This window comes from uncultured Streptococcus sp., from assembly GCF_905372115.1.
In the GTDB taxonomy this organism is placed as follows: Bacteria; Bacillota; Bacilli; order Lactobacillales; family Streptococcaceae; genus Streptococcus.
The window spans coordinates 1-13,023 of record NZ_CAJPNR010000020.1; the positions used below are offsets into that span (position 1 = coordinate 1).

13 protein-coding genes and 1 pseudogene are annotated in these 13,023 nt (G+C 41.6%); all 14 read left to right on the top strand.

The genetic code is table 11. The features are described from left to right. A pseudogene (locus QZ169_RS06800) lies at positions 1 to 906 on the top strand (hypothetical protein); the annotation flags it as partial. Between the two features lie 640 nt (positions 907 to 1,546). Further along, a complete protein-coding gene (locus QZ169_RS06805) occupies positions 1,547 to 1,765 on the top strand; it encodes a hypothetical protein (RefSeq protein WP_295505637.1) in 219 nt (72 codons plus the stop codon). A gap of 27 nt (positions 1,766 to 1,792) precedes the next feature. Next, positions 1,793 to 2,125, top strand: a complete 333-nt coding sequence (locus tag QZ169_RS06810) for a hypothetical protein (protein WP_295505639.1) — start codon at positions 1,793 to 1,795, stop codon at positions 2,123 to 2,125. Positions 2,126 to 2,235: 110 nt separating this feature from the next. After that, positions 2,236 to 4,695 (top strand): hypothetical protein, encoded by a 2,460-nt coding sequence (locus QZ169_RS06815; RefSeq protein WP_295505642.1) that lies wholly within the window; start codon positions 2,236 to 2,238, stop codon positions 4,693 to 4,695. A 173-nt stretch (positions 4,696 to 4,868) separates the two neighbouring features. Continuing rightward, positions 4,869 to 5,315 (top strand): LytTR family DNA-binding domain-containing protein, encoded by a 447-nt coding sequence (locus QZ169_RS06820; protein WP_002908049.1) that lies wholly within the window; start codon positions 4,869 to 4,871, stop codon positions 5,313 to 5,315. Between the two features lie 4 nt (positions 5,316 to 5,319). Next, positions 5,320 to 5,994 carry a LiaF transmembrane domain-containing protein gene (locus tag QZ169_RS06825; protein WP_002908050.1) on the top strand — a complete coding sequence of 225 codons (675 nt, stop codon included), beginning with the start codon at positions 5,320 to 5,322 and terminating at the stop codon, positions 5,992 to 5,994. A gap of 130 nt (positions 5,995 to 6,124) precedes the next feature. Next, on the top strand, positions 6,125 to 6,313 hold the full coding sequence (rpmB, locus tag QZ169_RS06830; protein WP_001140948.1) for a 50S ribosomal protein L28: 189 nt from the start codon (positions 6,125 to 6,127) through the stop codon (positions 6,311 to 6,313). Positions 6,314 to 6,456: 143 nt separating this feature from the next. Continuing rightward, positions 6,457 to 6,822: an Asp23/Gls24 family envelope stress response protein gene (locus QZ169_RS06835; RefSeq protein ID WP_002893676.1), complete on the top strand. Its 366-nt coding sequence runs from the start codon at positions 6,457 to 6,459 to the stop codon at positions 6,820 to 6,822. A gap of 2 nt (positions 6,823 to 6,824) precedes the next feature. Continuing rightward, positions 6,825 to 8,489: a DAK2 domain-containing protein gene (locus tag QZ169_RS06840; protein ID WP_295505646.1), complete on the top strand. Its 1,665-nt coding sequence runs from the start codon at positions 6,825 to 6,827 to the stop codon at positions 8,487 to 8,489. A 109-nt stretch (positions 8,490 to 8,598) separates the two neighbouring features. Continuing rightward, positions 8,599 to 9,207: an SP0191 family lipoprotein gene (locus QZ169_RS06845; RefSeq protein ID WP_002916409.1), complete on the top strand. Its 609-nt coding sequence runs from the start codon at positions 8,599 to 8,601 to the stop codon at positions 9,205 to 9,207. 418 nt (positions 9,208 to 9,625) lie between these two features. Next, positions 9,626 to 10,501, top strand: coding sequence for an ABC transporter ATP-binding protein (locus QZ169_RS06850; RefSeq protein ID WP_295505648.1), 876 nt, complete (start codon positions 9,626 to 9,628; stop codon positions 10,499 to 10,501). 10 nt (positions 10,502 to 10,511) lie between these two features. Further along, complete coding sequence (locus QZ169_RS06855; protein WP_270654736.1) at positions 10,512 to 11,246, top strand: ABC transporter permease; 735 nt, start codon at positions 10,512 to 10,514, stop codon at positions 11,244 to 11,246. Positions 11,247 to 11,250: 4 nt separating this feature from the next. Continuing rightward, positions 11,251 to 12,351: a sensor histidine kinase gene (locus QZ169_RS06860; RefSeq protein ID WP_293834892.1), complete on the top strand. Its 1,101-nt coding sequence runs from the start codon at positions 11,251 to 11,253 to the stop codon at positions 12,349 to 12,351. Next, entirely contained in the window at positions 12,348 to 12,947 is a 600-nt protein-coding gene (locus tag QZ169_RS06865; RefSeq protein ID WP_049541467.1) for a response regulator transcription factor, read from the top strand. Before QZ169_RS06860 ends, QZ169_RS06865 begins: the two co-directional genes overlap by 4 nt. Positions 12,948 to 13,023 lie beyond the last annotated feature (76 nt).

The window sequence follows — 13,023 nt, forward strand, 5'->3', positions numbered from 1 at the left end:
ATAAACTCGGCAAGCTCTGACAAGCCTAATTCGATAGATTCGGCAACTGAATCAAGCACTGCGGCTTCCGCAGGCAATGGTTTGACAGCTAATCCGGACAGCTTAGGCAGTTTCGTTTCGGATAAACCAGCCGATATAACTGGATCCGAATCTTCTGTTGACCTTGGTAGCGGTTTGGCAGTTGATTCAAATGAAACTTTCAATGTTTTGGGAAACGATGCTTGGGGTAATTACTCTCCCTTGGAGGCTGATTACACTGTCTCTGCAACAAATACAACAAATGCAGAAGAAAGAAGGAACCCTAATATGTGGGGGACAGAAACTGGAAAGCCTTTTTCTACTCCAACGACTCTTTTGGGTATTGTTGGAGAAGAAGTTTATGATGTATTTGATGGCACATTTGGAAAATTGGCTGGAGTGACGTTTACTGAGTTGGGAACATACGTGACTCCTGATCCTCAGCCAGTGCCTGAAGAAGTTCTAACCCCTATCGGATCTTTAAATTATAATATAGCACAAGGAACTTCTCCGGTTCTTGGAACAGGGGTGATTAGAACAAGCGAAACGGGTGCACGATACATCGGTATAATTGCTGATAATTTAACTCATAATGTAGCAAATAATGTCTACATTGGACTTACTGGAGAGACTTTATCAGGAACTGATGCTGTTCCTGATAGTTCTCCTCTGCCTGAATCTGTTGGTCGAATTGCTATTATTGCAAATAATATTGTTGGATCTAAAACAGATGTAGAGCCTTTAGATGTTGTTATCGGTACGACAGGTTATAATCCCATTACTGGAGAAAAAGAAGATCGCATTCCCTCGCTATTTGGAATAATTCAAGGAATGAGAGGGGGACAAAAGGAGGGCTCCGAAGGAGCTAGTAATAGTCAGGAAAAATAATCTTCTTTGACATCTTATCGAAAGACTAGGTTTCTATACTAAGATTTCAAAGCTGAACCAATAATTATTGAAAGGATTGAATTCTATATTGAACAGGATTCGGTCCTTTTAATTCGTTTTTTGTAGAAAACACTATAATCTACAGTAGCTTTTTCTAGTTCATCAAGCGAAAGATAATTTTTTTATATCCTACTTAAGAAGAAGTTAGAAGCATTAAGCTTATTTTTAGACAGTTGGAGTGATACACGCTTAGGTTTTTTATGGTTCGAAACCCAATATGTATCTTTACCAGGAATTTTTAGGTACTGCTTGATATTATTTTTATCACAAATTTAAGAGCAGCACTATATAATACAAATTTGGGTTAATAAGAAAATTCCCTGCAGGGGGTATAAATAGGTCTTAGAAATCTTGTAAAAGCAAGGTTTCTTTTTTACTGGACAAGGTGTCAATTATATATGACATAATATTTCAAGGTCTTTAAAATATTTTTACATGGCAAAAAAACTCAGCAGCCTATAATAAAATTATGGTATATTAGAATAGTAAAAAAAGAAAGGAGGAGCATTTGTGAAGAAAAGACTAATGCTTTTGATTTTGTTGAGCGCTGTGTTTGTCCACGTTGGGCAGGTTCAGGCTTATGATGGTGGTTCAGGTTCCTCAGATTCTGGCGGTTTTGGCTCCAGTACTTCGGATTCCGGCGGATTCGGTTCAGATTCTTCGGACTCCGGTGGTTTCGGTTCAGATTCTTCGGACTCCGGTGGTTTTGGCTCTAGCTCTTCGGATTCCGGCAGTTTCGGTTCAAACTCTTCAGACTCTGGAAGCTTTGGTTCCAGTATTTCGGATTCCGGCAGTTTAGATTCAAACTCTTCAGACTCTGGAAGCTTTGGTTCCAGTACTTCGAATTCCGGTGGTTTCGGTTCCAGCTCCTCAGATTCCGGCGGTTTTGGCTCCAGTACCTCGGACTCCGGTGGTTTTGGTTCAAGCTCCTCGGACTCTGGCGGATTCGGTTCAGGTTCTTCGGACTCCAGTAGCTTTGGCTCCAATTCTTCGGATTCCGACAGTTTCGGTTCAAGCTCCTCGGACTCTGGCGGTTTTGGTTCAAGTTCTTCGGACTCTGGTGGTTTCGGTTCAAGTTCCTCGGACTCTGGCGGTTTTGGCTCCAGTACCTCGGACTCCGGTAGTTATGGCTCCTCCACTTCAAATAGTGATAGTCTAGGTTTCTCAGATTCTGGAAGTTTTAGCTCTTCAGATTCTACCAGCTTTGGTGGCTATTCTACTTCAGATAATGATAGTCTTGGAAACTCTACTTCGAATAGTATCTTTGGATTGTCAGATAGTTCTGGGAATTGGTCCAGTATTGGAGATGCCAGTTCGTCTAAGGACAACAGTGACTTTTCTAGCTTTGGTGATGCTATTTCATCGGGCAACAATTATAGTTCTGGAAGCTGGTCTAGCATTTCTGACGGCAATACAAGTTCTGCAGATTTGAGCGCAGGAAATTGGACGAGCACCAACGACTCAGCTGCTAAGAAATCTTCCGAGATTTCCAACTCTTTTAGTGATTTTGATACAGGTGATTGGTCTCGAACATCTGATACCTTGGCTGATAATGTTTCGTCAACCAGCAAGACAGTGAGTGACTTTACTTCAGGCGATTGGTCAAAAGTATCTGATTCATCAAGCGATGAATTTTCAACAAGCGACTTAGGTCTGAACGACTTTACAGCAGGTGACTGGTCGCATGTATCAGATTTTACTGACAATAAAACGTCGACAAGCGCTGCTTATAGTGATTTGGAGGCAGATAATTGGTCTAGAATCAATGATTCTTTCAACAATTCGGCTTCGTCAGCTACCACGGCAACAGATGATTTTACAACAGGAGACTGGACTCGTGTAACCGATGCGTTTGGAAGCCAGCTTTCCAACAAAAGTAACTCTCTAAGTGATTTGACACTTGGTGATTGGGCCAGTGTTCAGGATGCTGCATCAAGAACAGCAAGTCTCTCTCAATTGGAGGGTGAATATACTCTTTCTGCAACAAAACCTACAGAGGACTTTGTTAGCACGTCACCAGTAAATCAATGGTCTGGCTTTAATCCAGTCGAGGGTGATTGGAAGCAGATTGATATCTCTGAGAAGTCAAAAACTGTTAACACCCCAACGATGTCAGAGGCTTTGGCTGATTGGGCAGGCTTCAAGCAGACAACCACGAGTAAGGAAGGACTCCCAGGCTTTGCTTTAGACTATGCATCCTCTCTGTCAGCAACAGGAAAAAATCAATTGCCGGGTTCGTTTTTAGACGGAGATTGGCAATGGGTCAGCGAAAGTAAGCCCACTTCAACCCTTTTTAACAATCCTTTAGCTACAGAGGACGTACTCACTAACCAAACTCTTCCAACGACGGTTGACTTAGGCTTATCTCAAACTTTTAGTCGAACACCAGAAGACTACTATCAAGCAGGTGCGATGTTTGCAGGGCCGGGTGCTACTTACCACAGAATGACCTCGGATCCCAAAGCGTTATCTGAAAGATTTCAATACGAGTTTAACAGGGATATAAATAATTACAGAAATGCTATGAATAAATCTGCTAAACAGCATTTGACAAATGATTTTGAAGTCAAAGATGATAGACGTTTCAAAGACTTAGGTTATGTTGGAGCTGCGATAGATAACATGGCAGCTAGCTCATCCTCTAGACTTGCAGCGATTCGAGCCTCTTCTAATGAGTTAGCATATTTAGGTGTGGTAGGTGGAAATCTCGCATTAGATGGGGCAACTGCTGTAGTAAATAATGTTAATAAATTTGCAGACAAACCAGGAGTTGGCTCTACTTCAAGAATGCTTAGTATTGGTTTAAATGCTGCAAATGGCTTGCCCCCTACTGCTGTTGATATGAGGGATATGGCTGCTATTATGGCGGAGAAGGAGAAAAAGACAGAGCCTAGTCCAGGTTATCATAAACTAAAACAAGAAGTTTATAAAGCGTTTCAAGATAGGGATACTAAAAAACTGAGTAAAATATCTAACGAAATCGAGAAGCAAATTGGGGACTATTTTGATCCACTGACAAATGGTATTAAAAGAGACTTCTTTAAAACCCCAGCGTCAGAAAAAGAGGCAAAGAAGGCGGCCAAAGAGACGACTGCTGTTGGCGGATTTAGTTTATATCCAGAGAAGTTTAATAAATATGTAGAAGGTAAGAAAAAAGACTTAGACACTTTTATTGAAAATTCAACCAAAAAGAAATCAACAGACAGTGAAAACATGAAAATGCTTAAAAATGCTGGCTATGCGATAGGAACATTTGCGTCTTCAAGAGGGAAGAAAGCAATAGATCAAGTCACTAAGTCTGCAAGAGCTATTACCAAAGTTGCAGATAAGCAAGAAGTTCAAGATGCTGCTCTATTGCTAAGCACAGGATTTAACTACTCACAAGGCATTCCTTATAGTCCAGAAGCCAAGATGGTTGAAAATGAAGCGTTAGAACGAATGTCTAATCGATGGAATTCTTTCAAAGCATACATGACAGAATTTGGTAAAGCATGGGAAGAAAGGGACGTAGTTAAGAGTGCTAATATGATGAAAGATATTTATAGAACTACTACAGATTATATAGGTGACTTTAAAGGAGCTGCAGGAGGAGCGAAAAAAGCTGGGAAAGCCCTAACGACTCCAATAGATAAAATCAGAAATTTTGGTAAGTCTAAAACTGACTCTAAACAATCTGTATCTAAGACTTCCACTCCGTCATCAAAAGCCTCTAAAAACAAGAAAAACTAATTCCTTTTCCTTATATTGTCAAAAAACCGGGACGAGACCCGGTTTTTTGATGTTTGATTCTTGTCAATGTTAGCAGCAAACCACTTACCGCCCAAAATCTACCACTTACTGAAAAAGCCTTGTTTCTCATTTTGAAACTGATATAATAAACGTAGAAAGTAAAGGAGGTAGCAATGAAAATTCGAGTAGAACTGGATTCGGATTTAGCGGAAGTAGAGATTGTCATCAGGGCTGCTCGATTTGATGCTCAGCTCGAGCAAATTCAGCAAGCTCTGGAGCAAGCAACGGCACCGCCCATTATTTTTTATAAGGGAGCTAGCGAATATTTTCTGGATATTGACAATATTCTCTTTTTCGAGACTGACGGTAGCAAGATTTTTGCTCATACGCGTGAGGATGCTTATGAAGTCAAGCACAAGCTCTATGAGTTGGAAGACCGCCTGCCCTATTATTTTTGTCGCATATCCAAATCCAGCATTATCAATAGTAAGGCGATTTACTCGCTGGAAAAATCCTTTTCGGGCAGTAGCAGCGTCCGTTTCTACGATACCCATAAGGAAGTGTATGTGTCTAGGCACTATTATCAAATTTTAAAAGAAAAGTTAAACGAAACGAGGTAACATCATGAGAAAAACAATATTAGGACTGGCTTGCTTACTTCTAGCAGCTTGGGTACTTTTGCAGGGGAATTTCGGGATTCCCGTTATTCACATCAATGTTTGGCCTTTGTTGGTCATTATGGGCTTTGTCTATTTTTCAGCGGAGAGCTTCTATTCTGGCAACATTCCGCTAGGTTTTATCTTTGCCATTATCGCTTTTATCATTGCTAATAGCACTTACGACCTCTTGCCCAATATCTCAGCAAGCGCAGTTAGTTTTGCTGGTATTCTAGCCTGTATCGGTGTCAATTTCTTGGTCAAACCTAGCAAAAAATGGAAATTAAGGCATTTTTCTAAACATTTTTCTGGCGAAGAAATTGGTGGCGAAGGCATTGTCTTTGGCTCAGGCACCCGTTATGTCAATAAGGACAATTTTAGCTATGATGAGCTGACTTGCTCTTTTGGTAGTGCCAAGGTTTACTTTGACAACGCTAAGATAGCTGGGGATTCAGCGACTTTTAAAGTGGAAGTTGCTTTTGGTAATGCCACTCTCTTTGTTCCAAGCTCTTGGCAGGTTGTCAGCAAGGTTGCTTGTGCTTTTGGCGGTGTTTCTCAAGTTCGCGATACCAGTGAAAAAGAAAAAACGCTCTATTTAGAAGGCAGCGTGGCTTTCGGTCATTTGAAAGTGATTTATATCTAATTATTTCTTGTTTTAAAAAGGTGATTATTTGCAAAACTTGGGAACTAGCTCTTGCCAAACTCGGTAAAGTATGGTAGACTTTATAAGTATGTGGTAAAACACCTTAAACTAATCAGGAGGATAAGTATCAATGGCTAAAGTATGTTACTTTACTGGTCGTAAGACTGTGTCAGGAAACAACCGCTCTCACGCGATGAACCAAACAAAACGCGCTGTTAAACCAAATCTTCAAAAAGTTACTGTTTTGATTGACGGTAAACCTAAAAAAGTTTGGGCTTCAGCTCGTGCCCTTAAATCAGGTAAAGTTGAACGCGTTTAATCTTTATTTAAAAAGGATGGAAATTTTCCGTCCTTTTTTTGCTTGGGAATTTCCGCCTAGACAGTTGATTTAGACCCTTCCTCTTTTACACCCTGTATAAAATATGGTAGAATAAACTATAAAATACTTTTGAGGTACAAATTATGACTGTGAAAATTAATACAAAAGATGGTCAAATTGAGCTGACTGATGATGTGATTGCGACAATCGTCGGTGGTGCAGCGACTGAAATTTTTGGTGTAGTTGGCATGGCCAGCAAAAACGCAATCAAGGATAATTTTCAAGCCCTTTTAGGAAAAGAAAACTATGCTAAGGGCGTGGTTGTGAAAGCGACTGATGAAGGTGATATCGCAGTTGATGTCTACACTGTGTTAAGCTATGGAGTCAAAATCAGCGAAGTTTCCAAAAACATCCAAGAGCGTGTTAAGTTCAGTTTGGAAAACAAGCTCGGAATTACTGCCCATGCAGTGAATGTTTATATCCAAAATATTAAAGTCGTAGGAGAATAATCGTGGCAAATATTACTACTAGTTTATTCCAAGAAATGGTGCAGGCAGCATCTACTCGCTTAAATAAACAGGCTGAATATGTAAACTCTTTGAATGTCTTCCCGGTTCCAGACGGAGATACAGGGACCAACATGGGCATGACCATTGAAAATGGCGCCAAGGAAGTGGCGGACAAGTCTGCTTCAACAGTTGGCGAAGCAGCAGGTATCTTTGCGAAAGGTCTTTTGATGGGCGCGCGTGGTAACTCAGGCGTTATCACTTCCCAGCTTTTCCGCGGTTTTTCTCAAAGTGTGAAAGAGCTTGAAGAGCTGACTGGTGAAGATCTTGCTCTGGCCTTTCAGTCTGGTGTAGAAGTAGCTTACAAGGCAGTTATGAAGCCGGTTGAGGGAACGATTTTGACTGTTTCCCGCGGTGCGGCTATCGGAGCCAAGAAGAAAGCTGAAGTCACTAATGACGCTGTAGAAGTTATGAAGGCGGCTCTTGAAGGAGCCAAGGCTGCTCTGGCCAAGACACCGGATATGCTGCCGGTTCTGAAAGAAGTCGGTGTTGTGGATTCTGGCGGTCAAGGGTTGGTCTTTATCTACGAAGGTTTCTTGTCTGCTCTTACAGGCGAATATATCGCTTCTGAGGACTTTGTGGCGACACCTGCGACCATGTCTGAGATGATCAATGCTGAGCATCATAAGTCTGTAGCTGGCCATGTGGCGACAGAAGACATCACTTTCGGCTATTGTACAGAAATCATGGTGGCTCTTAAAACAGGACCAACCTATGTAAAAGATTTTGATTATGATGAGTTCCGCAACTACCTAAACGATTTGGGAGATTCCCTGTTGGTAGTCAACGATGATGAAATCGTCAAAGTCCATGTCCATACTGAAGATCCAGGATTGGTTATGCAGGAAGGTCTCAAGTATGGTAGTCTGGTCAAGGTCAAGGTTGACAATATGCGCAACCAGCACGAAGCACAGGTTGAAAAGGAAGAGCGCTCAGCTAAGCCGGCTCAAGAAAAAGAATATGCGATTATCGCTGTAGTGGCTGGTGATGGCTTGGCTGAAATCTTTAAGGCTCAAGGAGTTGACTACATCATCTCTGGCGGGCAAACCATGAACCCATCTACAGAAGACTTTATCAAAGCTGTGGAGCAAGTCAATGCTCGTAATATCATTATCTTGCCAAATAATAAAAACATCTTCATGGCAGCCCAGTCTGCAGCAGAAGTGATTGAACAGCCTGCAGCAGTGATTGAGACTCGCACCATTCCTCAAGGTTTGACCAGTCTCCTAGCTTTTGATGGCAGCAAGACTATTGAGGAAAACCAAGAGCGTATGACTGCAGCCTTGGCAGAAGTAGTTAGCGGTAGCGTGACGACTGCGGTTCGCGATACGACCATTGATGGCTTAGAAATTCATGAGAATGACAACCTAGGTATGGTGAATGGTAAGATTGTTGTTTCTAATCCAGATATGCTGACAGCTTTGAAAGAAACGTTCAGCAAGATGCTCAATGAAGACAGCGAGATAGTCTCTATCTATATCGGTGAAGACGGTAGCGAAGAGTTAGCTAGCAGTCTTGCTCAAGATTTAATGGAACAATTCGAGGATGTAGAAGTAGAAATTCATCAGGGCAGTCAGCCGGTTTATCCATATATTTTTAGTGTTGAATAGCATAAAAAGGCAATCGAAAGGTTGCCTTTTGTCATTTTGTGGAAAATACTTAGACAAGAAACTGGTATTATGTTATACTGTAACAAATAAAAAGTAAAAAAGGTGAACTATGAAAAAATTTTTCATTCTTGTTATTTCTGCTTCGGTACTCTTGACGGGCTGTGTGTTTCCTAACTTCAGCAAGCATCGTCCTAGACATTCTTCTGAATCAGCAGCTTCCTCTAGGCGGACTAAATCTAGCTCTAGCTCCAGCTCCAGCAAGTCATCCAGTTCTTCTTCTGAAAGTACAGAGATTATCTCTAAAACGTTAGTCGGAGACATTGAAGAAATTCATCATCGTGATACAATTACTTATCAGGGCAAGAAAATCTTGAATCTTCGTATGGAATTGCTCACTTCCTTGCCAGAAGAAGCCAGTGCGGCATCAGCTACTTTGACTCCAGAGGAGATGACGACTATCATTCGTGAAGGAATGCAGTCTGATTCAAACTATGTAGCAGCTAAGAGCTTGGAAGGTGTTAATATTGATTATTCAGTTACAGCAGAGAAGAAATTGCAGACCTTGATTGAAATTGATTTGCAAAAGGTCAATGTCGAAGAAGTGGAAAAGAACAGTTTCTTCCAAGGTTTTGGACTGAAGGACATTAAGGATATTACACCTGAGATGTTTATTCTGAGTCTGAAGCTCAACGGTCTCAAAGAAGAGGGACAGAGCTAAAGTTTAAAAAGCGTTGGTCTCTCATCTTACAAATTGAGTAGTTAATTTATTGAAAAAATTTTTAGATTAAGTTACTTTAAGTTCAGTTTCTATCTAAATTGCAACAGACATACAACTAGTCGGTTCCTCTCAACGAGAGTGACCGGCTTTTTTTGTGTCTTCATGCAGAAGGGATACAAAAAAATTATTCCAATATTTGCTAGCTTTGGGTTCAAAAAGCGGAATAGTGACATTTGTCATGTCAGTCGGTGACAAAATCAACTAGTAGGAAAAATTTCTTTGCCTTATAATATAGTTAACAAAATGATAAAAGGTTGCTGTAATAATTCAGACAGCATTTGGCCTTCGTTCTTCTTTCGCCTTTTGAAAAATAAAGGAAAGATGCACATGAGGCTTATCAAATCAAAGGAGGAGCAAAATGGAACTGATTGAAGTAAAGAAGCTTTCTAAAAGCATTCGCGGTAAGGAGATTTTAAAGGATATTTCCTTTGAAATCTCCCAAGGTGACTGTGTAGCCTTGATTGGTCCCAACGGAGCAGGGAAAACGACTCTCATGGATTGTTTGCTGGGTGATAAGTTTCTGACAGCAGGCCAGGCAAGGATTCAGGGGCTCAAACCAACTGACAATCATCTCAAGCAGTCGGTAGCGATTTTACCACAGGAAAATACAGTGGTGGAGGATTTGAAAGTCAAGGAACTCTTGACGTTCTTCCAAGCAATTTATCCAAATAGTCTGTCTGATCAAGAAATTGATGATTTGTTGCAATTTACAGATAAGCAAAAGAATCAGTTGGCCAGCAAGCTGTCTGGTGGACAAAAACGTCTCTTCTCTTTTGTCTTAAGCCTGGTTGGTCGTCCTAAGATTCTGTTCTTGGACGAACCGACTTCAGCTATGGACACCTCCACTCGTCAGCATTTCTGGGAAATTGTTAATCAGCTCAAGCAGCAGGGAGTGACCATCGTTTACTCCTCTCACTATATCGAAGAAGTCGAGCATACGGCAGACCGGATTTTGGTGCTGCACAAGGGTGAGTTGATTCGGGACACGACGCCTTATGCCATGCGCAGTGAGGAGCAGGAAAAACACTTTACCTTGCCGCTGACTTATCAGTCTGTGCTGGAAAAGCTGGATAATGTGACTGATTTAGAAATCAAGCAAAAGGCTTTATCTTTTGCGACTAGAGATGCTGGACAGGTCTGGCAGGTTCTGCAGGAACACGGCTGTACAATCGAAGAGATTGAAGTACGTAACCGTACTCTCTTAGATAGTATTTTTGAAACGACACAAGAATAGGAGAGTAATCATGAAAAATATGGTAAGTCTTATGAAGATTGAGTTGATTTTGATGAAACGGCAGGCTGCTTATTATCTCTTGTCTATTGGTCTGCCCAGCGTCTTTTACCTGATTTTCTCAGGAATGATGTCTGGAAGTGATACGCCTGAACCTGTGCTTCGAGGATACCTCTTCTCTATGACTCTTTTTAGTATCATGTCTAGTGCCTTCTTTAGTATTCCAAGCACTTTACAGTCTGATAAAAATAACAACTGGCAAAAAATGATTCAGCACTCGCCAATTTCTATGGTAAAATACTATATATCAAAACTTTGCAGTACTTTGTTGACTTTTATGCTTTCTATTATCGTAGTCTTCTCGATTGGGCATTTTGTTCGTGGGGTTAATCTGCCAATGGTGGACTGGCTTCTTATTGCCTTGATACTTCTGGTAGGAAGTGTGGTCTTTATTGCCATGGGTGTATTGGTCAGTCTCTTGCCAAGTGCTCAGCTCATGTCTGTAGTGGGCAATATCGTCTATATGGCACTGGCTGTTCTGGGCGGTCTATGGTTCCCTCTGACTATGTTCCCAAAATGGCTCCAGCCAATCGGTAAGTTGACGCCAAGTTATCAACTGATGCAGGTTGTGTCTTCTTATCTAGAACACCATCAGTTCAATGGCAAGGCAGCTTTGATTGTTCTGATTTATACGGTTTTGGTCAGCATTCTTGTGCTGCAGCTCAAAAAGCGAATTGAGGTAAAATAAAAGCATGTGGGAAAAGCTTAAACAAGTCCACTATATGTTTCATATTGCGCTGGTCTTTATCATCTTTCCAGTGGCGGGAGTAATCAGCGGGGAATACCCGCTTTTCCTCTTGCTCTGGACAGCTATTTTTGTTATGGCTTACTATGCAGTTTTGCTAAGTAACCATCGCCTCATCCAGTTCTTTTCTTGGTGGCTCTTGATTGCTTACATTTATTATAGTTCTGTCTGGTTAAATACAGGTTTTACTTGGTACATTTTTTATCTATCTAATATACTCATTTACGAACTGGATGATATTTCTTTTAAATCCTGGCGCTTTTTGACCTTTATCGCCTTGCAGCCTGCTATTGTACTAACTAATTATTTGATGGGCAATGTTGGTCCAACAGAGTTGCTTTTCTATATTGTAATCTTTCTCTTTTCGGATGGTATGACCTTTGGTCTCTATCGGATTCAGACGACAGAGCGAATCAAGGAAGAAAAGATCAAGCAAAATGCCCAGCTGAATCTTTTCCTGGCAGAAAATGAGCGCAATCGGATTGGTCGCGACTTACATGATAGTCTAGGACATACCTTTGCTATGCTCAGTGTTAAGGCGGAGCTGGCTCAACAGTTTTTACAGATGGAAGCCTATGACAAGGCAGCAAAAGAACTGCAGGAAGTGCAAGAGATCAGCAAGAAGTCCATGGCTGATGTTCGGCGGATTATTAATGATCTAAAGAATCGGACGCTGGACGAGGAACTAGTGACCATTCGAGCCATGCTGGAGATGAGCGGCGTTCAGGTAAAAATAGATAACCAGCTCAATGTTGCCAGTATCCCACCGAGTCAGCAGTCAACGATTAGTATGATCTTACTGGAGGCAGCGACCAATATCATCAAGCATGCCAAGGCTAAAAAGAGCAATTTTTCTTTGGTAAAGAATGAGGAAAAACTTGTTTTAGACATTCAGGATGATGGCTGTGGTTTTCAGAAGCTGACCGGTCGGGAGTTGCATAGTATTCGGGAGCGACTGTCCGCCTTGTCAGGAAGGCTTGAGATTCTTAGCAGCCAAGATCCAACATGGATTCGAATTGAATTGCCATACGGAGGGAAGGAAGCATGAAACTTTTGTTAGCAGAAGATCAAAGTATGCTGAGAGATGCCTTAGCTCAGCTCTTGCAGCTGCAGCCAGATGTCAAAGAAGTCTATCAGGCCGCAGATGGGCAGAAGGCCATTGACTGTCTTAGCTCAGAAACTGTTGATGTAGCTATTTTGGACGTGGAAATGCCCCACCAAACCGGCCTAGACGTTCTCGAATGGGTCAAGGCCAATCGACCCAACATCAAGGTCATCATCGTCACAACCTTCAAGCGACCGGGCTACTTTGAGCGAGCTGTTAAGGCGGATGTAGATGCTTATGTGCTCAAAGAGCGCAGCATTGCGGATTTGATGAAGACCATCCATACCGTTCTAGATGGGCAAAAGGAATATTCGCCGGAATTGATGGAGGTGCTAATGACCAGTAGGAACCCTCTCTCTCAGCAGGAGAGGCTAGTCCTGCAAGCTGCGGCGACTGGCCTGTCCAATAAAGAAATTGCTGAAAAACTCTACCTGTCAAATGGAACGGTTCGTAACTATATGTCTGCTATTTTGACCAAGCTAGATGCTGAAAATCGAACAGAAGCCGTCCGAATCGGGCAAGAGAAAGGCTGGTTATAGCTGGCATACTCAGTTTTGTAGAAAAGATGAAGAGCGGTAGCTTTCCCATAAACGGAACATTTGAGAGCTAATAATT